Genomic DNA, 26,091 nt, shown 5'->3' with positions numbered 1-26,091 from the left:
TTGCGGCCATGCGAAACCGCCCGATCCCCGGCAGTTCCGGACTCGTGAGGACCATGAGCCTCCTCGGCGATCCCGTGCTGCACACCCCCTGTGAACCCGTCAGCGACTTCGGTCCCGGACTGAAGCAGCTCGTCGAGGACATGTTCGCGACGATGTACGCGGCGCAGGGAGTGGGCCTGGCCGCCAACCAGGTGGGCGTCGGGCTGCGCGTGTTCGTCTACGACTGCCCGGACGACGAGGACGTGCGCCATCTCGGACACATCGTCAACCCGCGCCTGGTGGAGGCGGACGGGGTCACGGTGCGCGGCCCCGAGGGCTGTCTGTCGCTGCCGGGCCTCGAGGCGGGGACGCCGCGTCACGACCGTGCGGTGGTGGAGGGGACGACCGCGGACGGGGAGCGGGTACGTGTCGAGGGGACCGGATTCTTCGCGCGCTGTCTGCTGCACGAATGCGATCACCTGGAGGGGATCGTGTACCCGGACCGGCTCACCGGCCGGCGCCGCGCGAAGGTGCTGCGGGCGGCGGCACGCGCGAAGTGGAGCACATAGAGCGGGACCGGGTCTTCCGCCGGCGGGAGCCGAATCGCGCGGCGCCGCTGTCCGGCGCCGCTGCCCCGGCCTCAACACGCCCTGCGGAGACTCCCTAGAAGCCGGGCCCGTCCTCGCGGTCCGGCACCTCGAACAGGCGGCCCCACAGCAGATCCGTCAGGCTGGTCACCAACTGGGCGCGTGAGCACGGGCGTTCACCGAGCCACCAGTCGCCGGCCGCGTGCATCATGCCGACCATCCCATGGCCCCACACCCGTGCGAGCTGCTCACCGTCGGGCCCCAGGTCCACCCGGTCGTGGATCACCTTGGCCAGTTCCTCACCGAGGCGGCGCAGAAGCGGTGCCGAGTGGCGGCCGACGTCGAATCCCGCCTCCGGCTGGTGGGCGTCCTCGGCGGGATGCATCAGGAAGCGGTAGACCTGCGGCCGGGCCTCGATCGCGGCGAGGTAGGCGTCGAGCGTGGCCTCGACCCGCTTGCGCCGGTCGGCGGGCGCGTCGACGGCCACCCGCAGCGAGGCGAGCAACGCGTCCGTGTGGCGCTTGGCGAGCGCGCGGTAGAGACCGCCCTTGTCGCCGAAGTGGCGGTAGAGGATGGGCTTGGTGATGCCCGCCTCCGCCGCGATGGCGTTCATGGAGGCTTGGGGACCGTCCCGGAGTACGACACGGTCGGCCGCCTCCAGCAACTCGCGACGGCGCTGGTCGGCGGCCGGTCGGTCCTGGTCGGACGACTGGTGTGTGGTCTCCATATGGCTTTCTCCCCGCCGTGCGATTGCGTAACGCCTGCGCAAACTAACACCCTGCCCGCCCGTACCGGGGATCCCCCGGCGTTCGGTTGACATGGGCTACTAACCGGTAACAGACTGCGGTTACCGCAAGTAACATGCAGGAAGACACCGCAGTGCTGGAGGGGACATGGCCGAGTTCACGCTCGATCTCAACGACGACCAGAAGCAGGTCAGGGACTGGTTGAACGGCTTCGCCAAGGACGTGATGCGCCCGGCCGCCGCAGAGTGGGACGAGCGTGAGGAGACCCCCTGGCCGGTGATCCAGGAAGCCGCCAAGGTCGGAATCTACTCCCTCGACTTCTATGCGCAGCAGTACTTCGACCCGACCGGTCTCGGCATCCCGATGGCCATGGAGGAGCTCTTCTGGGGCGACGCCGGCATCGGACTGTCCATTGTCGGTACGGGACTTGCGGCGGTCGGCGTCCTCGCGAACGGCACCGAGGAGCAGATCGGCACCTGGATCCCCCAGATGTACGGCGACGTCGACGATGTGAAGGTGGCGGCCTTCTGCTCCTCCGAGCCGGACGCCGGCTCGGACGTCGGCGCGATGCGGACCCGCGCGGTGTACGACGAGGCCAAGGACGAGTGGGTGCTGAACGGCACCAAGACCTGGGCGACCAACGGCGGCATCGCCAACGTCCATGTCGTGGTGGCCGTCGTCGACCCGGAGATCGGCTCCAAGGGTCACGCGTCCTTCATCGTGCCGCCGAACACCCGGGGGCTCTCCCAGGGCCAGAAGTTCAAGAAGCACGGCATCCGCGCCTCGCACACCGCCGAGGTCGTCCTGGAGGACGTCCGCGTACCGGGGTACTGCCTGCTGGGCGGCAAGGAGAAGCTGGACGAGCGCCTCGCCCGGGCCCGCGAGAGCGTCAAGGCCGGCGGCGAGAGAGTCAAGAACGCGGCCATGGCGACCTTCGAGGCCTCGCGTCCGGCGGTCGGCGCGATGGCGGTCGGCACCGCCCGTGCCGCGTACGAGGTGGCCCTCGACTACGCCAGGACGCGCAGCCAGTTCGGCCGCCCGATCATCGACAACCAGGGCATCGCCTTCCAGCTCGCCGACATGCGCACCCAGATCGACGCGGCCCGGCTGCTGGTGTGGCGCGCCTCGTGGATGGGTGTGACGGGCAAGCCCTTCACCTCCGCCGAGGGGTCGATGTCCAAGCTGTACGCGAGCGAGGTGGCGAAGAAGGTCACGGCGCAGGCGGTCCAGATCCTCGGCGGCAACGGCTACACGCGCGAGTACCCGGTCGAGCGCATGCACCGCGACGCGGCGATCTACACGATCTTCGAGGGCACGAGCGAGATCCAGCGACTGGTGATCGCCCGCACCCTGTCGGGCATGACCATCCGCTGATCACGGCCGGCGGGGCGGGCCCGAACGGCCCGCCCCCGCAGGCTCAGAGAAGGGCCTCGATCGCCGAGACCACCTCGGGGGAGTCCGGCTCGGTGCGCGGGCGGATGCGCGCCACGACCGCGCCGTCCTTGCCGATCAGGAACTTCTCGAAGTTCCACTGCACGTCGCCGGCCTCGCCGTCCGCGTCCGCCGTCTTGGTGAGCTCGACGTACAGCGGGTGCCGCTGCGCGCCGTTCACCTCCACCTTCTCCAGCATGGGGAAGGTCACGCCGTAGGTCGCCGAGCAGAAGGTCTGGATCTCCTCCGCGTCACCCGGCTCCTGGCCCGCGAACTGGTTGCAGGGCACCCCGAGGACGGTGAAGCCCTGCTCGCCGTACTGCTTCTGCAACTGCTCCAGACCGGCGTACTGCGGGGTGAGACCGCACTTGGACGCCACGTTCACCACCAGGACCGCCTGGCCCCGGTAGGCGGCGAGGGACGTCGGCTCACCGGTCAGTGTGTGCAGCGGGATGTCGTACAGCGATGTCATCTGATCTCCTCCATTGATTACGGCCGTCCCCTGATGGGGGTCGGTTCAGCCGCCCAGCGGCCTGAACAGGCCTTCCTGCACGACCGATACGAGCAGCTGCCCCGACCGGTCGTAGATGCGTCCGCGGGCCAGTCCCCGCCCGCCCGTCGAGATCGGCGACTCCTGGTCGTACAGGAACCACTCGTCCGCACGGAACGGCCGGTGGAACCACATCGCGTGGTCCAGCGACGCCATGTCGTAGCCGCGCTGTCCCCACAGCGGCTCCACCGGGATCCGGACCGCGTCCAGCAGGGTCATGTCGCTGGCGTACGTCAGCGCGCAGGTGTGCACCAGCGGGTCGTCGCCGAGAGGGCCCACCGCGCGCATCCACACCGCGCTGCGCGGATCGGACTCCTTCTCCTTGATCTCCTCCGGCGTCCAGCGCAGCCGGTCGACATAACGGATGTCGAACGGCTGGCGGCGGGCCATCCGCTCCAGCGCCTCGGGCAGCGTTCCGAGGTGCTCGCGGATCTCCGTGGTGACCGTCGGCAGCGTCTCGGGGTCCGGGAAGTCGAGGCGGGGCGGCAGCTGGTGCTCGATGTTGCCCTCCTCCGGCCGGTGGAAGGACGCGGTCAGATTGAAGATCGTCCGGCCCTGCTGGATCGCGGTGACCCGGCGGGTGGTGAACGACCTGCCGTCCCTGACCCGTTCGACCTGATAGACGATCGGCACACCGGGACGGCCCGGCCGCAGGAAGTACGCGTGCAGGGAGTGCACCGGGCGCTCCCCGTCGGTGGTGCGGCCGGCCGCCACCAGAGCCTGGCCGGCGACCTGCCCGCCGAAGACCCTCTGCAGGGACTCGTTCGGGCTCGGACCGCGGAAGATGTTGACCTCGATCTGCTCCAGGTCGAGCAGATCCACCAGGCGCTCCGCCGGGTTCGTCATCGCGTGTTCTCCTGTGTTCCAGTCATGAGCCGCATTCCTGTCGACAGGCGCGTTCTCACAGCTGACCGACGGCGGTCACACGCACGACGGCCTGCGCCTGTTCGTCGGAGGCCGCGAGATCGACCTCCGCGCTGATGCCCCAGTCATGGTCGCCGTTCGGGTCGGCGAAGATCTGCCGGACGCGCCACAGACCGTGCGGCGCGTCCTCCTCGATGATCAGCAGCTTGGGACCGCGGGCGTCCGGGCCGGTGCCCAGCTCCTCGTACTCGTCCCAGTACGCGTCCATCGCCTCCCCCCAGGCGTCCGCGTCCCAGCCGGACTCCGCGTCCAGCTCGCCGAGATCGTTCACCCTGTCCAGCGCGGCCAGCTCCACCCGGCGGAACATCGCGTTGCGCACGAGCACCCGGAAGGCGCGTGCGTTGGCCGTGACCGGCTTGACCTGGTCGGCCCTCTCCTGAGCCTCCTCCGCGGTCTCCACCTCCGGGTTGGCCAGCTGCTCCCACTCGTCCAGCAGGCTGGAGTCGACCTGACGGACCATCTCGCCGAGCCAGGCGATCAGATCCTCCAGGTCCTCGGACTTGAGATCGTCCGGGATGGTGTGCTCCAGCGCCTTGTACGCGCTCGCGAGATAGCGCAGCACGATGCCCTCGGTGCGCGCGAGTTCGTACCAGGAGGTGAACTCCGTGAAGGTCAGCGCCCGTTCGTACATGTCCCGGATCACGGACTTCGGCGAGACCGGGTGGTCACCGACCCACGGGTGCGACTTCTTGTAGACGTTGTACGCGTGCCACAGCAGCTCTTCGAGCGGCTTCGGGTACGAGATGTCCTGGAGCCGCTCCATGCGCTCCTCGTACTCCACGCCGTCGGCCTTCATCTGCCCCACGGCCTCACCGCGCGCCTTGTTCTGCATCGCGGCGAGGATCTGGCGGGGGTCGTCGAGCGTCGACTCGACGACGGAGACCATGTCCAGGGCGTAGGACGGCGATTCGGGGTCGAGCAGGTCGAAGGCGGCCAGGGCGAACGTCGACAGCGGCTGGTTCAGCGCGAAGTCCTGCTGGAGGTCGACGGTGAGCCGGATGGTGCGGCCCTCCGCGTCGGGCGTGTCCAGCTGTTCCACCACTCCGCCGTCCAGCAGCGAGCGGTAGATGGCGATGGCCCGGCGGATGTGCCGCAGCTGCGCCTTGCGCGGCTCGTGGTTGTCCTCCAGCAGATGGCGCATCGCCTCGAAGGCGTTCCCCGGCCGGGCGATCACCGAGAGCAGCATGATGTTGGTGACCCGGAAGCGCGAGGTCAGCGGCTCCGGATCGGAGGCGATCAGCTTCTCGAACGTGGTGTCCGACCAGGCGACGAAGCCCTCCGGCGCCTTCTTCCTGACGACCTTGCGGCGCTTCTTCGGGTCGTCGCCCGCCTTCGCCAGTGCCTTCTCGTTCTCGATGACGTGCTCGGGAGCCTGGGCGACGACGAAGCCGGCGGTGTCGAAGCCGGCCCGTCCGGCACGGCCGGCGATCTGGTGGAACTCACGGGCGCGCAGAGTGCGCACCCGGTTGCCGTCGTACTTGGTGAGCGCGGTGAACAGCACGGTGCGGATGGGGACGTTGACGCCCACTCCGAGGGTGTCGGTACCGCAGATGACCTTCAGCAGACCCGCCTGCGCCAGCTTCTCGACCAGCCGGCGGTACTTGGGCAGCATGCCGGCGTGGTGCACTCCGATGCCGTGGCGCACGAAGCGGGAGAGGTTCTGGCCGAACTTGGTGGTGAAGCGGAAGTTGCCGATGAGCTCGGCGATCTTGTCCTTCTCCTCGCGCGTGCACATGTTGATGCTCATCAGCGACTGCGCGCGCTCGACCGCCTGGGCCTGCGTGAAGTGCACGATGTAGACCGGTGCCTGCCGGGTCTCCAGCAGCTCGGTCAGCGTCTCGGTGATCGGCGTCGTCACATACTCGTAGGAGAGCGGGACGGGCCGGGTCGCCGACCGGACGACCGCGGTCGGCCGGCCCGTGCGCCGGGTCAGGTCCTTCTCGAACATCGACACATCGCCGAGCGTGGCCGACATGAGGACGAACTGGGCCTGCGGCAGCTCCAGCAGCGGGATCTGCCACGCCCAGCCGCGGTCCGGCTCGGCGTAGAAGTGGAACTCGTCCATCACGACCTGGCCGATGTCGGCGTGCTTGCCGTCGCGCAGGGCGATGGAGGCGAGCACCTCGGCGGTGCAGCAGATGACGGGGGCGTCGGCGTTGACGGAGGCGTCGCCGGTCAGCATGCCGACGTTCTCCGTGCCGAAGAGCTTGCACAGGTCGAAGAACTTCTCCGAGACCAGCGCTTTGATCGGCGCGGTGTAGAAGGTGACCTGGTCCTTCGCCAGCGCCGTGAAGTGCGCGCCCGCCGCCACGAGGCTCTTGCCCGAGCCGGTCGGGGTCGAAAGGATCACGTTCGCCCCGGAAACCACCTCGATCAGCGCTTCCTCCTGAGCCGGATAGAGCGTGATGCCCTGGCCCTCGGCCCATGAGGTGAAGGCCTCGAAGAGGGCATCGGGGTCGGCATCCGGCGGCAGCTGATCGATAAGGGTCACGCCCCCATCTTGCCTGCCTTCGGTCCCGATGAGGGAACCGGACGGTGGAGGGAAGATCATGAGCGCTACGCTGACTCGTCAACTGGGCTTCACCGCAAGCACCATGAGCTTCAGCACGGGATCGACGGGGGCGGGAACGCACATGATGGGACCGGCGCATTCGCTGTCCGGGGCAGCCGCCTGGCTGGGAGTGGGCGCGGCGACGGCCGCCGCCGGGCACCCGATGCCGTGGCCCGTGCTCGTCGTCGGGGCGCTGATCTGCGCCGGCGCCGCACTGGCTCCCGACCTGGACCACAAGGCGGCGACGATCTCCCGCGCCTTCGGCCCGATATCGCGCGCGCTCTGCGGAATCGTGGACAAGCTGTCGTACGCGATCTACAAGGCGACCAAGAAGCCGGGCGACAAGCGCAGGACCGGCGGCCACCGCACCCTGACGCACACCTGGCTCTGGGCCGTGACGATCGGCGCCGGCACCTCCGCACTGGCGATCGTCGGCGGCCGCTGGGCGGTGCTGGCGATTCTCTTCATCCACCTCGTGCTGGCGGTGGAAGGGCTGCTCTGGCGGGCGGCACGGGTCTCCAGCGACGTCCTGGTGTGGCTGCTCGGCGCGACCAGCGCCTGGATCCTGGCGGGCGTCCTGGACCAGCCGGGCAACGGAGCCGACTGGCTGTTCACGGCGCCCGGCCAGGAGTACCTGTGGCTGGGTCTGCCCGTCGTGCTCGGCGCCCTGGTGCACGACATCGGGGACGCCCTGACCATCTCGGGCTGCCCGATCCTGTGGCCGATCCCCGTGGGCAACAAGCGCTGGTACCCGATCGGCCCGCCGAAGCCGATGCGGTTCCGCGCGGGCAGCTGGGTGGAGCTCAAGGTGCTGATGCCGGTCTTCATGCTGCTCGGGGGAGTGGGCGGCGCCGCGGCGCTCAACTACATCTAGCAGCGCTTACATCCAGGAGCTGTCCGGGCGATCATGTGACTGCCCCGTCCGTGAACGCCGCCCGTGGTCGGCCGACAGCACGTGGGACCAGTGCAGCAGACCAAGGCCTCGGTCGAGGCCGCGGGCGAGATCGACGGGGACATCTCGGTCGGCTCCACCGTCGTGCGGGCGGCACCCCCCACGTCTCTCTGACAGACAGTCATTCCCGGAAGCTCATGGTGCGAGGAGTCCTTGAGCCTCGGCTCTGCCGGCCGTCGCGGCCGACGTACGGGGTCTGGAGACCACGAACAGCCCATGGAAGGGTTGGGCCGCATGATCGACGAATTCGCGAAGGACAACCTGCACGGGAGACTGCGGCGGGACCGCGCGGCGCTGCTCTGGAAACTCGACGGCTTGTCCGAATACGACGCCCGCAGACCTTTGACGGCGACCGGGACCAACCTCCTCGGCCTGGTCAAACACGTGGCCACCGTCGAGGCCAGGTACTTCGGCGAGGTCTTCGACCGCCCTTCCCCGGAATCCCTGTCCCGGTGGCAGGACTCCGACGGCAGCGATCAGTGGGCGACCGAGGACGAGACCCGCGATCAGATCACGGGGTTCTACCGGCGCACGTGGGAACACTCGGACGCGACGATCAACGAGCTTCCCCTCGACGCCCCCGGCCACGTGCCGTGGTGGCCGGAGCCTTACCTCAACACGAACCTGTTCGCCGTCATGGTCCATGTGCTCGGCGAGTCCATCCGGCATGCCGGGCACGCCGACATCCTGCGCGAGGGCCTCGACGGCCGGACCGGGGTGCGCGCCGAGAACGAGCAGAAGATCGACGAGGAAGCCCGTGCGGCCCACTGCGCGAAGATCGAGCAGGCCGCCAGGTCGGCCGCATCGATCAAGGCGAGCGAGCCGAGCTGATCCTCCACGCCCGGGACCGCTTCAGCCTGTTGATCGCTCGCTCGATGGTGTCGCGCTTCGTGTAGCGCTCTTCGTCGAAGCCGGGTGGCCGTCCGCTGCGTGAGCCTTTGCGCAGGCGGACGGCCTGGCTGTCGGTCCTCTCCGGAACCCTGTGCCGGTTGCCACTGCGCCGAGGGCAGTCGCGGCACGGGCGGTTGCTGTACCCAGGGAGCGTCCGCAGGCCGGCCGCCCCTTCCCCGCGCGGCAGGCTCAGCCGTGCCAGGAGCGCCACAGGGCCGCGTACGCCCCGTCCGCCGCGACCAGTTCGTCGTGGCTGCCCAGCTCGGTGATCCGGCCGTCCTCGACCACCGCGATCACATCCGCGTCGTGAGCGGTGTGCAGCCGGTGGGCGATCGCCACGACCGTACGGCCGTCCAGCACCCGCGCGAGCGAGCGCTCCAGGTGACGGGCCGCACGCGGGTCCAGGAGCGAGGTCGCCTCGTCCAGCACCAGCGTGTGCGGGTCGGCCAGAACCAGCCGGGCCAGCGCGATCTGCTGGGCCTGTGCCGGGGTGAGCGCGAGACCGCCCGAGCCCACCTCCGTGTCCAGGCCCTCGTCCAGCGCCTGCGCCCAGCCGTCCGCGTCCACCGCGCCGAGCGCGGCCCACAGCTCCGCGTCCGCCGCTCCCGTACGGGCCAGCAGAAGATTGTCCCTCAGCGAGCCGACGAAGACATGGTGCTCCTGGTTGACCAGGGCGACATGCTCACGGATCCGCTCGGCCGGCATCCGGGACAGCTCGGCGTCGCCGAGGGAGACCCGGCCCGCCCGCGGGGCGTAGATGCCCGCCAGCAGCCGGCCCAGCGTCGACTTGCCCGCGCCGGACGGTCCGACCAGCGCCAGCCGGGTGCCGGGCGCGACCGACAGGGACACCTCGTGGAGGACGTCCACACCCTCGCGGTAACCGAAGTGCACCTCATCAGCACGGACCTCCCGGCCGTCCGGCCGTACCCGTGCGTCGCCGGCGTCCGGCTCGATGTCGCGCACGCCGACGAGCCGGGCGATCGACACCTGGGCGACCTGGAGCTCGTCGTACCAGCGCAGGATCAGATTGACCGGATCGACCATCATCTGCGCCAGCAGGGCACCCGTCGTCAGCTGGCCCACGGAGATCCAGCCCTGGAGGACGAAGACGCCGCCGATCAGCAGCACCGCGCCGAGGATCGTCACATGGGTGACGTTGATGACCGGGAACAGCACCGACCGCAGATAGAGCGTGTAGCGCTCCCAGGCGGTCCACTCCTTGATCCGCTGCTCGGACAGGGAGACCCGGCGGTCCCCGAGCCGGTGCGCCTCCACCGTTTGGCCGGCGTCCACGGTCTCCGCGAGCACCGCGGCGACCGCCGCGTATCCGGCGGCCTCCGAGCGGTAGGCGGAGGGCGCACGCCGGAAGTACCAGCGGCAGCCGATCACCAGGACCGGGAGGGCGACCAGCACGGCCAGCGCCAGCGGCGGCGCGGTCACGGTGAGCGCGCCGATCAGCAGTCCCGCCCAGACCACGCCGATCGCCAGCTGCGGCACCGCCTCACGCATCGCGTTGGCCAGCCGGTCGATGTCGGTGGTGATACGCGACAGCAGATCACCGGTCCCGGCCCGCTCCAGCACGCCCGGCGGCAGACCCACCGACCGTACGAGGAAGTCCTCGCGAAGGTCGGCCAGCATCTCCTCGCCGAGCATGGCGCCGCGCAGCCGCATCAGCCGGGTGAACACGGTCTGCACGACCAGCGCGACCGCGAACAGGGCCGCCGTGCGCTCCAGGTGCAGATCGCGCGCTCCGTCGGCGAGGTCCTCGACCAGTCCGCCGAGCAGGTAGGGGCCGACCATCGAGGCGATCACCGCGACGGCGTTGACGGAGACCAGCAGGACGAAGGCCCCGCGATGCCGCCGCAGCAGTTCGCGGACGTAGGTCCGTACCGTCGCCGGGGTACCGACGGGCAGGGTCGCCGTCGACTCCGGGGCCGCCGGATCGTATGCCGGTGGTGCCACGCCGATCACGCCGACTCCTCCATCTCTTCCAGTTCCGCGAGCTCGTCGGTGGCCTGTGTGCCGCCGAGTTGCTCCTCCTCTGTCTCACGGGTCACGACCGCCCGGTACTCGACGCCATGCAGCAGTTCGCGGTGCGTACCGACGGCCGCGACCTTGCCGTCGTGCACGAACACCACCTGGTCGGCGCGGTCCAGCAGCAGCGGCGACGAGGCGAACACCACCGTGGTGCGGCCGGTCCGCAGCGTGCGGATCCCCTCGGCGATCCGGGCCTCCGTGTGCGAGTCCACGGCGGACGTCGGCTCGTCCAGGACGAGCACCTCGGGGTCGGTGACCAGCGACCGGGCCAGGGCGAGCCGCTGGCGCTGTCCGCCCGAGAGCGACCGGCCGCGTTCGGTGATCCGTGTCTCCATCGGATCGCCGTCGTCCTCCACGGACGCCTGCGCGAGCGCGTCCAGGACATCGGCGCACTGCGCGGCAGCGAGCGCGTCCTCGGCGGCGACCTGACCGGAGGCCGGTACGTCGAGCAGCTCCCGCAGCGTGCCGGAGAGCAGCACCGGGTCCTTGTCCTGGACGAGGACGGCGGTTCGTGAAGCGTCCAGGACCAGCTCGTCCAGCGGCACACCGCCCAGCAGCACGGAGGGCGTGCCGTCCGTGCCGCCGGCCGCGTGGCCGCCGAGCCGTTCCGCCAGCACGCCGGCCGCGTCCGGGTCCCCGCACACCACGGCCGTGAACAGGCCGGTCGGGGCGAGGACGCCGGTCGCCGGGTCGTACAGGTCACCGCTGGGGCTGCCGTACTCCACGCCCGACGGCTCCGACGTACGCCGCAGCGCCAGCACCCGTGCGGCACGCTTCGCGGAAGGCCGCGAGAAGGAGTACGCCATGGCGATCTCCTCGAAGTGCCGCAGCGGGTACATCAGGAGGGTCACCGCGCTGAACGCGGTGACGAGCTCACCCACGCCGATCCGGCCGTCCCGTACCAGCCCCGCCCCGTACCAGACCACCGCGATCAGCAGCAGACCCGGCAGCAGGACCTGGATCGCCGAGATCAGCGCCCACATCCGGGCGCTGCGGACCGCCGCCCTGCGGACCTCCTGGGAGGCCACCCGGTAGCGGCCGAGGAACAGCTCCTCACCGCCGATCCCGCGCAGGACGCGCAGACCGGCGACGGTGTCCGAGGCCAGCTCGGTGGCCCGGCCGGCCTTCTCGCGCTGGATGTCGGCGCGCCGGGTGGCGCGGGGGAGCAGGGGCAGCACCGCGAGCGCCAGCACCGGGACACCGATGGCGACGATCACGCCGAGCTCCGGCTCGTAGAGCAGGAGGCCGACGCAGACCAGGACCACGGTGAGGGCGGCCGCGGCGAAACGGGAGACGGCTTCGACGAACCAGCCGATCTTCTCCACATCGCCGGTGGAGACCGCGACCACTTCGCCGGCCGCGACCCGGCGGGTCAGCGCCGAGCCCAGTTCCGCGGCCTTGCGGGCCAGCAGCTGCTGGACCCGGGCCGCGGCGGTGATCCAGTTGGTGACGGCCGCGCGGTGCAGCATGGTGTCGCCCACCGTGATCGCCACACCGCACAGGACGATCACCGCGCCGGAGAGCGCGAGCCCGCTGCCGGAGCGGTCCACGACCGCCTGCACGGCCCGGCCGACTCCCAGGGGCAGGCCTGCCACACCGCAGAAGTGCAGCAGTCCCCAGGCCAGCGCCTTGAGCTGGCCGTCCAGCTGATTGCGACCCAGCCAGAGCAGGAACCGCGGCCCCGACCTGGCATCCGGCGAGCCGGGGTCGGTGTACGGAAGATCGCGAATCTGCATGACGTCCCAGAGCTCGAAACGGGTGGCGCAAACCGTGCAAGGTTCGCCTTTCGAGGGCCTCTTCCGCAATCGGTTTTTGCGCGTGACAAGGCAGAACGCGCCAATCTCCGGTCCGTGGGCCTGGCGTGCCGAGGCGGTCGCCGGTTCACTCCTGAGGCATGAGACGACAGATCATGTCCATGCTCGCCGGGCTGGTTCTGGTGACCGGAACACTGCTCGGCGCGGGGCCCGCCGCAGCGGTCGCCGAACCGCCGGCCGTCGAACCTCCGGCCGTCGGACCATCGGGTGCCGCACCGCGGGCATCCGAACCGCCGGCGGAGTTCGGCAGCGACTGGCACGACCCCGTCACCGCCGCGCCGCCCGTCACCCGCCCCGGCACCCGGTCCTGCGACGTGACGCTGGCGCAGGCGCAGTTCCGGGACTTCACGCCGTACCGGGGGAGCTACACGCCTCCGAAGGGCTGCGGTGACCGCTGGAGCACGGTGGTGCTGCGGCTCGACGGGAACGTGAAGGGCCGCCAGTACGACCGTCTGGGCCATCTTTCCGTCGGGGGAGTGGAGATCCTGCGCACCTCGACACCGCAGCCCTCGCCCGACGGAATCGCCTGGTCGGTGGAGAAGGACGTCACGCGCTACAGCGAACTCCTGCGCGGCGCGCATCCGGTCGAGATGCTGATCGGCAACGTCGTCGACGAGACGTACACCGGGATCATCGACGTCAAGGTCACGCTCACCTTCTACGCCGCCCACGGCGCGGCCCGGTCCGCCGCCGTCCCCGACCGGGTACTCGCCCTGAACGGCACGTCGCTCACCACGCCCCGCAACTCCGAACGGATCCTGGCCGAGGTGTACGCCACGGGTTCCGGCGGCGGCTGCGAGGAGTACTGGTACCTCACCGTCCCGGACACGGCCCCGTACTCCTGCAAGGCCGGTGACGGCCCCTACCGCGAGGTGCAGATCCGGGTCGACGGCCGGCTCGCGGGCATCGCCGCGCCCTTCCCGACGGTCTGGACCGGCGGCTGGTCCAACCCCTTTCTCTGGTACGTGATCCCGGGGCCGCGGGCGTTCGACATCAAGCCGGTCCAGTACGACCTCACTCCCTTCGCCGCCCTGCTCAACGACGGCCGGGAGCACCGCGTCGAGGTGTCCGTCGCCGGGGTCCCGCACGGCCGGCCCGGATGGAGCACCCCCACCAACGTGCTGGTGTGGCAGGACGAGGGCAGCACGGTGGTCACCGGCGGTCTGACCCGCCATCACGAGAGCACCCCGGTCAACTCGGTACGGCACACGCCCGGTCCGGAGCACCGCCTCGACATGAAGGGCAGCCACCGCCTCACCGTGAGCGGGTATCTCGACACCTCGCACGGGCGGGTCACGATCACCGTCAGCCGCGCGGTCGGGAACGTGTCCGTCCACCGCTGGACCGAGGACGAGAAGCTCGACGCGCTCAAGGGGACCTGGACGGACGACGAGACGGTCACGAGCGGGGGACGGGCCACCGCCACCCACCGCCTCTACACCATGGACGGCACCACCACGCTCGGCGCCGGCGACCGGCTGCGGACCGTGCTCACGCTGGGGGACAGGGCCGATACGGCCGAGGTGCGCGGCGGCCGGCGGCTCGCGTGGTCGCGGCTGGACGACCGGTACACCGGTGACGCCACGTACACGGCCAATGTGCCGCGTGATCAGCGGCACGCGGTGGGCCGTACCGCGGAGCGGTACCTGCTGCACGGCCCGGAGGGCTGCTACGACCGGAGCCTGACGACGGTTCAGGGCATGCTCACCGAGGACCGCCGGCGCTGCTGAGCACCCCCAACTGCCGGGCCGGCGCCGAGGGTGCCGACGGAGCGCCGGGCCCGGTCGGTGCCGACCGGGCCCCGCGCGGGCCGTCTACGGCTTGTCCGAGTCCACGCCGGACCGTTCCTTGCGCCACTCGCCGCGGGTGAAGTCGGGCATCTCCATCGGCGCACCCTTCGCCTTCACCGACGCATGGCTGAGCGGGACGGGCGCCGTCCAGGTCGCCGCATCGTAGACGTCGAAGTCCGGAACCAGTCCGAGCTGCATGCACTGCATCACCCGGAAGATCATGATGTAGTCCATGCCGCCATGGCCGCCCGGCGGGTCGGAGTGCTCCTTCCACAGCCAGTGGTCCCACTCCGTGTATGCCTCGAAGTCGCCCCAGGCGTCGTCGGAGTGGTCGGGCTCGATGTAGATGCGCGCGGGGTAGTCCTCGAAGACGCCCTTGGTGCCGCCGAGGCTGTTGATCCGGCTGTAGGGGTGCGGAGTCGACACGTCGTGCTCCAGCCGGATGACCCGCCCCTTCGCGGTGCGGAGCATGCTGATCGTCCGGTCGCTCTCGATGTACGTCTCCTTCCAGCTCGGATCGCCCGGCGGCATGTGCGCCTTGCGGTACTCCGCCAGGCCCAGGGCCGGGGTGCCGAAACTGGAGATGCTCACCACGCGGTCGCCGCGGTTGACGTCCAGGTAGTTGGCGACGGGGCCGAAGCCGTGATTGGGGTACAGATCCCCGCGCAGCCGGGTGTGCCACAGCCTGCGCCATGGTCCCTCGTAGTAGTCCGGGTCGAACATCAGACCGCGCAGATCGTGGTTGTACGCCCCTGCCCCGTGCAGGAGTTCACCGAACTTGCCCGCGTGCGCCATCCGCAGCACCCGCATCTCGTTGCGGCCGTAGCAGCAGTTCTCCAGCTGCATACAGTGCCGGCGGGTGCGCTCGGAGAGATCGACCAGCGCCCACAGTTCGTCCAGCCTCATCGCGATCGGACACTCCACGCCGACGTGTTTGCCGTTGAGGAGCGCGGTCTTCGCCATCTCGAAGTGGAGGTCCCACGGCGTCGCGACATAGACGAAGTCGATGTCGCCGCGCTTGCAGAGGTTCTCGTAGTCGTCGTCGCCCTTGGTGTAGACGGCCGGCGCCGCCTGCCCGGCGGCCACGACCTTGGCGGCGGCGCTCTCGGCCTTGGCCTTCACCGGGTCGCACACGGCCATCACCCGGACGCCGGGGACGGCCAGGAAGAGATCGATCATGCTGCCGCCGCGGTTGCCGAGGCCGACGATGCCGACGCGCACCGTCCCGCGGCGCTCGAAGGGCACCCCGGCCATGGTGCGGCCCTGCCGTGCGGGGCTCGGCGCCTGCGGTGCGGTGGCGGATCTCGCGGTCTGGGCGGCGGCCGCGGTGCCGGTCCCCAGGGCGCTGAGGCCGAGTCCCGCTCCCGCCACGCCCGCCGTGGTCCGTAGAACGGAACGACGGCTCATCGAGCCGTCGTCGTCGCCGTCGTCACTACGCTGGTCCGGTATCGCTGCGTCGTTCATCGAGCCTCCACGAAAGCTGGTGCGCGGCCGGGTCATGAACCTCGGCTAGGACCATGGGTGTTGAGGCTGGTGATGAGCAAGAGCCGCGTTTGGACTCTCGGGGGTGAACGCATGGACTCTTCGTCGCGCGGCCCGGCGCAGGTGTCAGCAGCGGACCCCGGGACCGTCGACCAGGGTGGAGAGCAGCCCGCCGAACACCTCACGCTGTTCGGTGGTGAGCGGGGCCAGGATGTCCTCCGCGGCGGCGCGGCGCGCGGCCCGCAGGGCCCGGAGCGTGGCACGGCCGGTGTCGGTGAGCTCGATGCGGATCACCCGGCGGTTGCTGGGGTCGGGGGCGCGGCGGACGCAGCCGCTTGCCTCCAGCCCGTCCACCAGGCTCGTCACGGCCCGCGGGACCACTTCGAGGCGCGACGCGATGTCGGCCATGCGTGGCGGGTCGTCGTAGTGCGCGAGGGTCCGCAGCAGACGGGACTGGGCGGGGGTGATCGCGATGTCGGCCGACTCCAGCTGCCGCTTCTGGCTGCGATGCAGTCTCCGGGTCAGCCGCAGCAGCTGCTCGGCCAGCAGGCCGTCGGGGTCGGGTGTGCTCATACGGGAACAATATCAGGACCAGGCTCATTGTGAATACAGGTAACAGTGAGCTAAGCTCTCAAAATCTCATCCTGTACGTCCGGACTCATCCCGTACGTGCGGTACGTGCGGCCGCACGTACCGTTCGTGCGAATCCGGAGTCGTCGACCGTCGTCGAGAGTCATCGAGCCCGGACATTCCGTCGAAATCCTCGAAGGAGCCCATGCACCCCGAAGCCACCCCGTGGAACGCCCACGCCAAAGAACCGGAACAACCGAGGGCCGAGGTCCGCCGGATCCTCCGGCTCTTCCGCCCCTACCGCGGCCGCCTCGCGATCGTCGGACTGCTCGTCGGCGCCGCGTCGGCCGTCTCCGTCGCCTCGCCCTTCATGCTGCGCGAGATCCTCGACACCGCCATTCCGCAGGGCCGCACCGGCCTGCTCAGTCTGCTCGCCCTCGGCATGATCCTCACCGCGGTGATGACCAGCGTCTTCGGCGTGCTGCAGACACTGATCTCCACCACCGTCGGCCAGCGCGTGATGCACGACCTGCGCACCGCGGTCTACGCCCAGCTCCAGCGGATGCCGCTCGCCTTCTTCACCAGGACGCGCACCGGCGAGGTCCAGTCGCGGATCGCCAACGACATCGGCGGGATGCAGGCGACCGTGACCTCCACCGCCACCTCGCTGGTCTCCAACCTCACGGCCGTCGTCGCCACCGTCGTGGCGATGCTCGCGCTGGACTGGCGGCTGACCGTGGTCTCGCTGCTCCTGCTGCCGCTGTTCGTCTGGATCAGCCGCCGCGTGGGCAACGAACGCAAGCGCATCACCACCCAGCGCCAGAAACAGATGGCGGTGATGGCCGCGACCGTCACCGAGTCGCTCTCGGTCAGCGGCATCCTGCTCGGCCGCACCATGGGCCGGGCCGACTCGCTCACCAAGTCCTTCGCGGAGGAGTCCGAGCGCCTCGTCGACCTCGAAGTGCGCTCCAGCATGGCCGGCCGCTGGCGGATGTCGACCATCGGCATCGTCATGGCCGCGATGCCGGCCCTCATCTACTGGGCCGCCGGGTTCGCCCTCCAGAGCGGCGGGCCCACGATCTCCATCGGCACCCTCGTCGCCTTCGTCTCCCTCCAGCAGGGCCTGTTCCGCCCGGCCGTGAGCCTGCTCTCCACCGGTGTGCAGATGCAGGCGTCCCTCGCGCTCTTCCAGCGCATCTTCGAGTACCTCGACCTGCCCGTGGAGATCACCGAACCGGAGAAGCCGGTGCGGCTCGACACGATCCGTGGCGAAGTCCGCTTCGAGGACATCGACTTCGCCTACGACGACACGCAGACCGAGCTCACCATCGACGGCGTCGATGTGACCGTGCCGGCCGGAGGGCGGCTGGCCGTCGTCGGACCCACCGGCTCCGGCAAGTCCACCCTGAGCTATCTCGTGCCCCGGCTGTACGACGTCACGGGAGGCAGAGTCACGATCGACGGAGTCGACGTACGCGACCTGGACTTCGACACCCTCGCGCGCGCCGTCGGAGTGGTCTCCCAGGAGACCTATCTCTTCCATGCCTCCGTGGCCGAGAATCTGCGCTTCGCCAAGCCGGACGCCACGGACGCGGAGATCGAGGCGGCCGCCCGGGCCGCACAGATCCACGACCACATCGCCTCCCTGCCCGATGGGTACGACACCCTGGTCGGCGAGCGGGGATACCGGTTCTCCGGCGGCGAGAAGCAGCGCCTCGCCATCGCCCGCACCATCCTGCGCGACCCGCCCGTGCTCATCCTCGACGAGGCGACCAGCGCACTGGACACCCGCACCGAGTACGCGGTGCAGGAGGCCATTGACGCGCTGTCCGCCGGCCGCACGACCATCACCATCGCGCACCGCCTCTCCACCGTCCGGGACGCGGACGAGATCGTCGTCCTCGAAGCGGGACGCGTCGCCGAGCGCGGCAGCCACGACAAGCTGCTCGCTCTGGACGGCCGCTATGCCGCATTGGTGCGCAGGGACGCGCAGTTGACCGTCCCCGTCATCGCCCCCTGAGTGACGAGGGGTCCGGTGGGTACGGCATGATCGCCGCCCATGAGAGCACTCCTTGGCGTGGAACTGCCCGGCTACCGGCCTGTCGACCAGGACGTCTGGGCGAACGACGACGGCGACCTGCTGTCGGTGCACTTCTTCGGACTGACCCCGGATCTTCCCGCGTCGCTCGACGACGGGCCCGCTCTGCGGGCGGCGCTGACCCGGCTCACCGCGGACGCGGGCGGAGGGCTGATCGAGGCCTCCGTGAAGTCGCTCGGCGGACTGCCGGCGCTCAAGCAGATACTGAAGCTGCCGCTGCCGGGACAGCCCAGCGGGCAGGCCTTCATCGGCAGCTACACCGTGCCGCGGGCGACCTGCAGCACCGTGGTGAAGGTCCAGTCACCCGAGCGAGGGATGACCGGGATGCGCGAGGCCATGGTGATGGCACAGGTCGGCCACGACAACTACTTCCGGCCGCACCCCTATGCCCCGGAGGTGCAGGGCGGACTGCCCTTCCACACCGCCGACCACGCCCAGTGGGACCAGCAGTTCCCGGACCACCCGCTGACGCGGGTGCGGCGGGTGCTCGACACGCTCGCCGAAGCGGTCCAGGTGGCGCCGGAGTTCGCGGCCCTGCCGCCCTTCACCCGCTGATACGGCGGCCAGTCCACCCTGCACATACGGGGCGACGGGAAACGGCAGGTGTCGATCCGGTGTGCGGACCGCGGTGGTGCGCAGGGTCGGCGGGCGGCCCGGGTTAGCGTGCGCGTATGAACGACGAGCCTTCGCCGTCACCGTCCAGGCGCGGGCCACGCCTGTCCCGCCGTGGCCGATGGGCCCTGATCGTGACCGCCGCCCTCGCCGTGGCGGCGGCCGCGGTGGTGGTCGCGCTGATGCTGTCCGGCGAGCCCGAGGGCGAGCAGGACACCCTGCTCGTGCCCGAGGGCCGGCGCACCGCGCAGATCTACGCAGCGGTCGACGAGGCACTCGGGAAGGCACCCGGGACCACCCGCAAGGCCGTCGGCACGGCCCCGCTCGACTTGCCCGCCGAAGCCCGGGGCAACCCCGAGGGCTACCTCTTCCCCGCGACGTATCCGATCGACTCCGACACGACGCCGGCGAGCCTGCTCGCCTACATGGTCGACACGGCGAACAAGCGGTTCGGTGCAGCCGGCGTACCGGCCGGTGCGCAGCGCAGTGGGCTGACGGACTATCAGACCGTCAACATCGCCAGCATCGTGCAGGCCGAGGCCGACACGCCCGAGGACATGGCCAAGGTCGCACGGGTCGTCCACAACCGCCTCGCACGGCAGATGCCTCTCCAGATGGACTCGACGCTGAACTACGCGCTGAACCGCAGCACGCTGGACACCACGGCCGACGACACCAGGATCGACAACCCGTACAACACCTATCGGCGCGAGGGGCTGCCCCCGACGCCCATCGGCAACCCGGGGGAGCACGCTCTGCGCGCCGCTGTCGAACCGGCGCCGGGCGACTGGCTCTACTTCGTGACCGTGGCCCCCGGCGACACCCGCTTCACGGCGGACTACGAGGAACACCAGCGCAATGTGCGGGAGTTCAACGCCAACCGTGCGAAGGATCGTTCCGGCTGACGGCTGACGGCTGACGGCTGACGGCTGACGGCTGACGGGTGAGGGGCGGCCCGCAAGCCGAGGCGTGCCGTCGTCCGGCTGACGGGCACGTCCTCAGACCAGTGCCGGCTCCCGCTCCAGCAGCCGCATGATCTCGTGCACGGCCGCCCGCCCCGCCCGGTTGGCGCCGATCGTCGATGCCGACGGCCCGTAGCCCACGAGGTGGATACGGGGGTCCCGGACGGCCCGCGTGCCGTCCATCCGGATGCCCCCGCCCGGCTCGCGCAGCTTCAGAGGCGCGAGATGGTCGATCGCCGCGCGGAACCCGGTCGCCCAGAGGATCACGTCCGCCTCCACCACGCGTCCGTCGTCCCAGGCGACACCGTCCGGTGTGATCCGGTCGAACATCGGCAGCCGATCGAGCACCCCGTCCTCGCGGGCGCGCCTGATCGCGTCGTTGAGCGGCAGTCCGGTCACCGAGACGACACTCTGCGGCGGCAGCCCGAGGCGTACGCGTTCGTCGACCTTGGCCACGACCGCCCGACCCACGTTCTCGTCGAAGGGCCCCTCGCGGAAGACCGGTGGCCGCCGGGTGACCCAGGTGGTGGCCGCCGCGTACGGGGCGATCTCCATCAGATGCTGGGTCCCCGAGGCTCCGCCGCCCACGACGACCACCCGCTGCCCGGCGAACTCCTCGGGCCCCCGGTACCCGGCGGTGTGCAACTGCCGCCCGCGGAAGGTCTCCTGGCCCGGGTAGCGCGGCCAGAAGGGCCGGTCCCAGGTGCCGGTCGCACTGATCAGCGCCCGCGCCGACCAGGTCCCCTCCGAGGTCTCGACGCGCAGCCGGCCGTCGTCTCCTTCGCGCACCGCCAGGACGTCGACGGGGCGGTGCACGCGCAGGTCGAAGCGCTCCTCGTAGGCGGCGAAGTAGGCCCCGATCACCTCCGACGAGGGCCGGTCGTCGTCCGCTCCGGTCAGCTCCATCCCGGGGAGTGAGTGCATGCCGTGGACCTTGCCGTAGGTCAGCGTCGGCCAGCGGAACTGCCAGGCGCCACCCGGTTGCGGGGAGTGGTCGAGGACCACGAAGTCGCGGTCGGGGACCAGCCCGACACGGCGCAGATGGTAGGCGCCGGACAGTCCCGCCTGCCCGGCGCCTATGACGACCACGTCCTTGTTCCGCGTCGCGTCACGCGCCCCGAAGTTGTTCACGCTTCTACCAACTGCGGAGGGTCCGCGGATCTTCCCGCCCGGGCGGCGCGTACGGGCGACGAGGCCTCGGGGCCCCAGGCGCGCCCAGAGGCCCCCCGGGCCCCGGGGGCCCAGGCGCGGTCTAGAGGAAATTGACCCCCTGGGCCAGCGGCAGGCTGTCGGAGTAGTTCACCGTGTTGGTCGCCCGGCGCATGTACGCACGCCAGGCGTCCGAGCCGGACTCGCGCCCGCCGCCCGTCTCCTTCTCGCCGCCGAACGCCCCGCCGATCTCGGCACCCGACGTGCCGATGTTGACGTTGGCGATACCGCAGTCGGACCCGTCGGCGCCCAGGAAGCGCTCCGCCTCCCGCTGGTCCTGCGTGAAGATGCTCGACGACAGACCCTGCGGCACGCCGTTGTGCAGCGCGACCGCCTCCTCCAGCGTCCGATAGGTCAGCACGTACAGGATCGGGGCGAAGGTCTCCCGTCGCACGACATCGGTCTGCGCGGGCATCCGGACGACCGCGGGCCGCACATAGACCGCGTCCGGGGCCGACCGCGCCGTCAGCCGCTCGCCGCCGGTGAGGACCTTGCCGCCGTCCGCCTCCGCATCGGCGAGCGCCTGCCTCATGGCGTCGTGCGCGGCGCCGGAGATCAGCGGACCCACCAGCGTGCCGTCCGCGAAAGGATCACCGACCGGCAGCTGTCCGTACGCGTGGACGATCTTCTCGACCAGCCGGTCGGCGATGTCCTCGTGGACGATCAGCCGGCGCAGTGAGGTGCAGCGCTGCCCCGCGGTGCCGGCCGCGGAGAAGACGATGCCGCGCACCGAGAGGTCGAGGTCGGCTGACGGGGTGACGACGGCCCCGTTGTTGCCGCCGAGCTCCAGCAGACAGCGGCCGAAACGGGCGGCCACGCGCGGTGCCACCTCCTTGCCCATCCGCACCGAACCGGTCGCGCTCACCAGCGCCACCCGCTCGTCGTCGACGAGCCGCTCGCCGATGTCGCGGCCGCCGAGCAGGACCTGGTGCAGGCCGGCGGGCGCACCCGTGTCGGCCGCGGCCCGCGCCAGGAGCGCGTCGCAGGCCAGGGCGGTGAGCGGGGTGAGTTCCGAGGGTTTCCACACCACCGGGTCGCCGCAGACCAGGGCGACGGCGGTGTTCCAGGACCAGACGGCGACCGGGAAGTTGAAGGCGGAGATCACCCCGACGACGCCGAGCGGATGCCAGCTCTCCGAGAGACGGTGGCCGGGGCGCTCGGAGGCCATGGTCCGCCCGTAGAGCTGCCGGGACAGACCGACCGCGAACTCGCAGATGTCGATCATCTCCTGCACCTCGCCGAGCGCCTCGGAGCGGATCTTTCCCGCTTCGACGGTGACCAGGTCGGCGAGGTGCTCCTTGTGCTCGGTGAGCAGCTCACCCAGCCGCTTGACCAGCGCGCCGCGCCGGGGCGCGGGCACAGTGCGCCACTGCGGGAACGCCTCCGCGGCCGCCCCGATCGCCGCGTCCACCTCTGCGGCCCCGGTGGCGGGCAGAGTGAAGAGCGTGCCGCCGGTCAGCGGCGACCGCGCGACGACGTCGCCGCCGTCCGCGGGCAGCTCGGCGCCGCAGCGCCGCAGGCTCTCCCGGGCGAGCGAACGCAGCGCTTCGAGGTCCGGAAGAGGAATGTCGTTGCTGGTCACAGCATGTCCTGTCACAGCGCGTCCTTGGGGTGTCCGATGGCCTCGCGGGCCTGCCGTAGTGAACGGTCCTGCTGAGCGGCGTAGAGATCGAAGGGGTCGTGGACCGGGCGCTCCAGCACCTCCGAGAGCCACCGCTGGTCGTAGTGCGTGCCGATGGCCGTGCGGTCCCGGGTGCCCTCCTCGGTGAGGTTCGACTGGAAGATCCCGGCGGCCGACGCGGGCAGGAAGTCCTCGTAGACGATGGGCAGGGCGCTGAGCCAGCCGCCGTCGAGCAGACCGGGCAGGTCCTGCGGCGGCCGCTGCCCGTCGAGCGGCCGGCCGGCCGCCGGTTCGTACCGGAAGTACCCCATCTCCCGGGCGGCCAACTGACGTTCCGTACGGGGGAAGCGCAGCGGCCATTCCTCGGCGGATCCGCCGATCAGTTCGTCGTAGAGCGTCCGGCCCGCCCGTGTGAGGGCGATGCCGCGGGCCTCGACCTCACCGAACCGCACCCGCAGGGCACCCTCGCCGATGCTGCCGTCCGGCTCCCGGAAACGCCGTGCCTCCGAGAGCGCACGGAAGGACGTCTGGCGCAGCAGGACATCGGGACCGTCCCACCGCGGCGGACCCTGGATGCGGTCGATCATCGTGATGCCGCGCTCTCCCATCCGCCGGTAGAGCTCGTCGATGTCGAGGACGCGCGGTGTGAGGTGGTTGATGTGCGTGCTCGCGACACCGCCGATGTCGGCGGCGACGGCCGAGATCCGCTCCAGTTCCGCGTACCAGGCCCGGTCCACGGGCTCCGGGGAGAGTTCGAAAGCGGCCACCGCCAGGGTGAGGAATCGCTCCGCGGCCGCCTCGTCGAGCCCCTCCTCCCGCTCCGCCTGTGCCGCCAGATGCAGCAGCTCCGGAGGGAAGAGAGCGCGCCGGTCGAGGAACGACTCCAGCCGGCCTTCGAGTTCAGCGTCGAAGAACCGCCGGTCGGCGGTGGTGAGCATGGAGGTGAAGACGCGGAAGGGATTGCGTTCCAGCTCCTCGGCCTCGACGGGACGAAAGGCGGTGGAGACGACCGGCACCGAGCTGGCCGCGGCCTCGCGCAGATCGTAGAAGCCGACCGGCCGCATACCGAGCGCGGCGAAGATCTGGGCGGCCTGGCGCATCTCACGCGGGGTGCCGACGCGGATCGCGCCGTGCCGCTCGGCCGTCACCCGCTCGATCCCGCCGAGGCGGCCCGCGTCGCCGTCCTTGCCGATCACCTCGTCGTTGACCTGGGCCGACACCTCCAGGAGCGTGGTGTACGCGGGCACTTCGGCCCCGTACATGTCGGAGAGGCGTCGGGCGAACGCCGCCCGCAGCCGCCAGGTCGGGATCATGCGGTCCTCCTTGTCTGCTGTGCGCCTTCTCGGATCCATGCTTCTCGGATCCACGGTTCTGGGATCTATTGCTTCCCGGATGTCCGGCTCGGGCCTCTCGTGGTCCGATCCCCGCGCGTCAGATGATGTGGGCCTCGGGCCGGGCAGCGGCTGCGCTCCCTTCGAAACGGGTCGCGGACAGCGGACCGACATCGACGAACGGCGTCGCCTCCAGATACAGATCGCGCATGATCTCGCCGACCGCTGGGGCCTGGAGAAAACCGTGCCCGGAGAAGCCGGTGGCATACAGGAATCCGTCCACCTCGCGGGCCCGGCCGATGAGGGCGTTGCGGTCGGGCGTCACCTCGTACAGCCCCGCCCAGCCGCTGCGGACCCCCAGCGACGCGAGCGCCGGCGCCCGCCGCCGGGCCGCCTCCCGGAACGGCTCCAGCCATTCGACGCTGAACTCCCGTCCGAAGCCCGGCTTCTGACGCGGGTCGGAGAGCCCGAGGACCAGCCCACCCGCGCCGTCGTCGTGGAAGTAGAGCGACGACGCGAAGTCCAGGGTGAACGGGATTCTCGGCGGCCCGGGCCTGAGCGGGCCCGTCATCGCGATCCGGCGGCGCAACGGGACCACGGGCAGCGGCACTCCGGCCATCGCACCGACGGCCCCCGACCAGGCTCCCGCGGCACACACCACGGTGCCGGTGCGCACGGTCCCCGACGAGGTGTGCACCGCCCGCACCCGGCCGTCGTCGGTGGCGATGCCGGTGACCGCGCAGTGGGTAAGGACCGTGGCACCGAGCCTGCGGGCCGCACGGAGGTACCCGCCGACCGCGGCACCGGGGAGCGCACAGCCGTCGTCGGGGGAGTGGGCCGCGGCGGCGATCGAGGACGGATCGATGTACGGGCACAGCTCGTGAGCCTCGCGCGGCGTGATGATCCGGCTGCGGACCCCCAGATCGTTCTGCACGGCGACGGCCCGCTCGAACGTCGCCACCTCCTTCCCCGTGCCCAGGAGGAAGAGATACCCGATGGTCCGCAGCCCGATGTCGGCGCCAGGGCGGGTGGCGAACTGTCGCCAGGCTTCCAGGCTGCGCTGTCCCAGCCCGATGTTCAGCGGGTCCGAGAACTGGGCGCGGATCCCGCCGATCGGTTTCCCCGACGATCCCGACGCCGGCTCGTCGCGCTCCACCACCAGGACGTCCCGGACGCCGGCCTCGGCCAGATGGAAGGCGATGCTCGCTCCGATGACACCGCCGCCCACGATCACGACGTCCGCGGCCGAGGGGAGGGGCGGGGAGTCCGCACCCGGAGCGCTGTGGATCATGGAGCACCGTCCCGTCCGCTCGTGACGTCGCCGCGCCGGAAAGCCGTGTCAGGGGTGCATCCATGGTGGACACACCCGGCTCTTCGCGTCCATCGACCGTCGCACCCACGGGAGGCCGACGGGCCGGTTTCGTACCGCGCGTCGCCCGCCGAACGACCGGCACGGCGGCCTCCCCGGCCGGGGCCTTCACGGGCAGGCGGCCCGCGGAGGGGGAAAATGGACCCATGCCCGCACCCTTCACCACCAAGGTCCTGAACCTCACCACCGGCTCCGACGAGACGGTGACCGATCTGACCGGCGCCTGCGAACAGTTTCTCCAGGAGGCGGCGAACGGCCGGGACGGACTGCTCAACGTCTTCGTCCCGCACGCGACGGCCGGTGTCGCCGTGATCGAGACGGGCGCGGGCAGCGACGACGACCTGCTGGCCGCGCTGCACACCCTCCTCCCGGCCGACGACCGCTGGCAGCACCGCCACGGCAGCCCGGGCCACGGCCGCGATCACGTCCTGCCCGCGTTCGTCCCTCCGCACGCGACGCTGCCGGTGATCGGCGGACGTCTCGAACTGGGCACCTGGCAGTCGGTCTGCCTGGTCGACACGAACAAGGACAACCCGCGCCGCACGGTGCGGCTCAGCTTCCTCGGCTGAGCCGCACCGTGCGAAC

At 70.7% G+C, this 26,091-nt stretch carries 21 protein-coding genes; 9 read left to right on the top strand and 12 right to left on the bottom strand.

Features of this window, described 5'->3' with window-relative positions:
• The first annotated feature begins 8 nt into the window (after positions 1–8).
• Entirely contained in the window at positions 9–548 is a 540-nt protein-coding gene (def, locus tag OHA05_RS04595; RefSeq protein ID WP_313947687.1) for a peptide deformylase, read from the top strand.
• Between the two features lie 94 nt (positions 549–642).
• Here def and OHA05_RS04590 read toward each other — a convergent pair whose 3' ends face one another.
• Entirely contained in the window at positions 643–1,293 is a 651-nt protein-coding gene (locus tag OHA05_RS04590; RefSeq protein WP_313947688.1) for a TetR family transcriptional regulator, read from the bottom strand.
• A 166-nt stretch (positions 1,294–1,459) separates the two neighbouring features.
• Between OHA05_RS04590 and OHA05_RS04585 the strand changes: the two genes are divergently transcribed.
• Positions 1,460–2,686 (top strand): acyl-CoA dehydrogenase family protein, encoded by a 1,227-nt coding sequence (locus OHA05_RS04585; protein ID WP_313947689.1) that lies wholly within the window; start codon positions 1,460–1,462, stop codon positions 2,684–2,686.
• 43 nt (positions 2,687–2,729) lie between these two features.
• Here OHA05_RS04585 and OHA05_RS04580 read toward each other — a convergent pair whose 3' ends face one another.
• Genes OHA05_RS04580 through OHA05_RS04570 form a run of 3 tightly spaced genes read right to left on the bottom strand, consistent with a single transcriptional unit; the run spans position 2,730 to position 6,768 of the window.
• Complete coding sequence (locus OHA05_RS04580) at positions 2,730–3,215, bottom strand: glutathione peroxidase (RefSeq protein ID WP_313947690.1); 486 nt, start codon at positions 3,213–3,215, stop codon at positions 2,730–2,732.
• A gap of 45 nt (positions 3,216–3,260) precedes the next feature.
• Positions 3,261–4,139 carry an acyl-CoA thioesterase gene (locus OHA05_RS04575; protein WP_328859886.1) on the bottom strand — a complete coding sequence of 293 codons (879 nt, stop codon included), beginning with the start codon at positions 4,137–4,139 and terminating at the stop codon, positions 3,261–3,263.
• Between the two features lie 55 nt (positions 4,140–4,194).
• Entirely contained in the window at positions 4,195–6,768 is a 2,574-nt protein-coding gene (locus OHA05_RS04570) for a DEAD/DEAH box helicase (RefSeq protein ID WP_313947692.1), read from the bottom strand.
• An 82-nt stretch (positions 6,769–6,850) separates the two neighbouring features.
• Between OHA05_RS04570 and OHA05_RS04565 the strand changes: the two genes are divergently transcribed.
• Both OHA05_RS04565 and OHA05_RS04560 read left to right on the top strand, forming a co-directional pair.
• The gene (locus tag OHA05_RS04565; RefSeq protein WP_313949105.1) at positions 6,851–7,642 is read left to right on the top strand and encodes a metal-dependent hydrolase; all 792 of its coding nucleotides are present in this window, start codon (positions 6,851–6,853) and stop codon (positions 7,640–7,642) included.
• A 312-nt stretch (positions 7,643–7,954) separates the two neighbouring features.
• Positions 7,955–8,551, top strand: coding sequence for a DinB family protein (locus tag OHA05_RS04560; protein WP_313947693.1), 597 nt, complete (start codon positions 7,955–7,957; stop codon positions 8,549–8,551).
• A 249-nt stretch (positions 8,552–8,800) separates the two neighbouring features.
• On the opposite strand, the gene OHA05_RS04555 is transcribed toward OHA05_RS04560, so the two are convergent.
• Together OHA05_RS04555 and OHA05_RS04550 are read right to left on the bottom strand one after the other, a co-directional pair.
• Positions 8,801–10,582, bottom strand: a complete 1,782-nt coding sequence (locus OHA05_RS04555; RefSeq protein ID WP_328859885.1) for an ABC transporter ATP-binding protein — start codon at positions 10,580–10,582, stop codon at positions 8,801–8,803.
• Positions 10,579–12,384 (bottom strand): ABC transporter ATP-binding protein, encoded by a 1,806-nt coding sequence (locus tag OHA05_RS04550; RefSeq protein WP_328859884.1) that lies wholly within the window; start codon positions 12,382–12,384, stop codon positions 10,579–10,581. Before OHA05_RS04550 ends, OHA05_RS04555 begins: the two co-directional genes overlap by 4 nt.
• 158 nt (positions 12,385–12,542) lie before the next feature.
• Between OHA05_RS04550 and OHA05_RS04545 the strand changes: the two genes are divergently transcribed.
• Positions 12,543–14,192: a peptide-N4-asparagine amidase gene (locus OHA05_RS04545; protein ID WP_328859883.1), complete on the top strand. Its 1,650-nt coding sequence runs from the start codon at positions 12,543–12,545 to the stop codon at positions 14,190–14,192.
• Between the two features lie 84 nt (positions 14,193–14,276).
• Here OHA05_RS04545 and OHA05_RS04540 read toward each other — a convergent pair whose 3' ends face one another.
• A complete protein-coding gene (locus tag OHA05_RS04540) occupies positions 14,277–15,716 on the bottom strand; it encodes a Gfo/Idh/MocA family protein (protein ID WP_328859882.1) in 1,440 nt (479 codons plus the stop codon).
• 144 nt (positions 15,717–15,860) lie between these two features.
• A complete protein-coding gene (locus OHA05_RS04535) occupies positions 15,861–16,307 on the bottom strand; it encodes a MarR family winged helix-turn-helix transcriptional regulator (protein WP_313947698.1) in 447 nt (148 codons plus the stop codon).
• Positions 16,308–16,509: 202 nt separating this feature from the next.
• Here OHA05_RS04535 and OHA05_RS04530 point away from each other — a divergent pair, with 202 nt between their 5' ends.
• From OHA05_RS04530 to mltG, 3 genes are all read left to right on the top strand, one after another.
• The gene (locus OHA05_RS04530; RefSeq protein ID WP_313947699.1) at positions 16,510–18,324 is read left to right on the top strand and encodes an ABC transporter ATP-binding protein; all 1,815 of its coding nucleotides are present in this window, start codon (positions 16,510–16,512) and stop codon (positions 18,322–18,324) included.
• Between the two features lie 39 nt (positions 18,325–18,363).
• Complete coding sequence (locus OHA05_RS04525) at positions 18,364–18,957, top strand: hypothetical protein (protein WP_328859881.1); 594 nt, start codon at positions 18,364–18,366, stop codon at positions 18,955–18,957.
• A 116-nt stretch (positions 18,958–19,073) separates the two neighbouring features.
• On the top strand, positions 19,074–19,919 hold the full coding sequence (mltG, locus tag OHA05_RS04520; RefSeq protein ID WP_328859880.1) for an endolytic transglycosylase MltG: 846 nt from the start codon (positions 19,074–19,076) through the stop codon (positions 19,917–19,919).
• Positions 19,920–20,012: 93 nt separating this feature from the next.
• Here mltG and OHA05_RS04515 read toward each other — a convergent pair whose 3' ends face one another.
• From OHA05_RS04515 to OHA05_RS04500, 4 genes are all read right to left on the bottom strand, one after another.
• A complete protein-coding gene (locus OHA05_RS04515; protein WP_328859879.1) occupies positions 20,013–21,107 on the bottom strand; it encodes an NAD(P)-binding domain-containing protein in 1,095 nt (364 codons plus the stop codon).
• Between the two features lie 121 nt (positions 21,108–21,228).
• Positions 21,229–22,767, bottom strand: coding sequence for an L-piperidine-6-carboxylate dehydrogenase (amaB, locus tag OHA05_RS04510; RefSeq protein WP_328859878.1), 1,539 nt, complete (start codon positions 22,765–22,767; stop codon positions 21,229–21,231).
• A gap of 11 nt (positions 22,768–22,778) precedes the next feature.
• Positions 22,779–24,119 (bottom strand): 2-oxoadipate dioxygenase/decarboxylase, encoded by a 1,341-nt coding sequence (gene hglS / locus OHA05_RS04505; protein WP_328859877.1) that lies wholly within the window; start codon positions 24,117–24,119, stop codon positions 22,779–22,781.
• Positions 24,120–24,237: 118 nt separating this feature from the next.
• Positions 24,238–25,428 (bottom strand): NAD(P)/FAD-dependent oxidoreductase, encoded by a 1,191-nt coding sequence (locus OHA05_RS04500; protein ID WP_328859876.1) that lies wholly within the window; start codon positions 25,426–25,428, stop codon positions 24,238–24,240.
• A 224-nt stretch (positions 25,429–25,652) separates the two neighbouring features.
• On the opposite strand from OHA05_RS04500, the gene OHA05_RS04495 reads away from it, so the two are divergent.
• Positions 25,653–26,075 carry a YjbQ family protein gene (locus tag OHA05_RS04495; RefSeq protein ID WP_313947706.1) on the top strand — a complete coding sequence of 141 codons (423 nt, stop codon included), beginning with the start codon at positions 25,653–25,655 and terminating at the stop codon, positions 26,073–26,075.
• The last annotated feature ends 16 nt before the right edge of the window (positions 26,076–26,091 follow it).

This window comes from Streptomyces sp. NBC_00306, from assembly GCF_036169555.1.
GTDB lineage: Bacteria > Actinomycetota > Actinomycetes > Streptomycetales > Streptomycetaceae > Streptomyces > Streptomyces achmelvichensis.
Note: the sequence above shows the minus strand (reverse complement) of the source record. Positions and strands in the feature narration are given on the sequence as shown.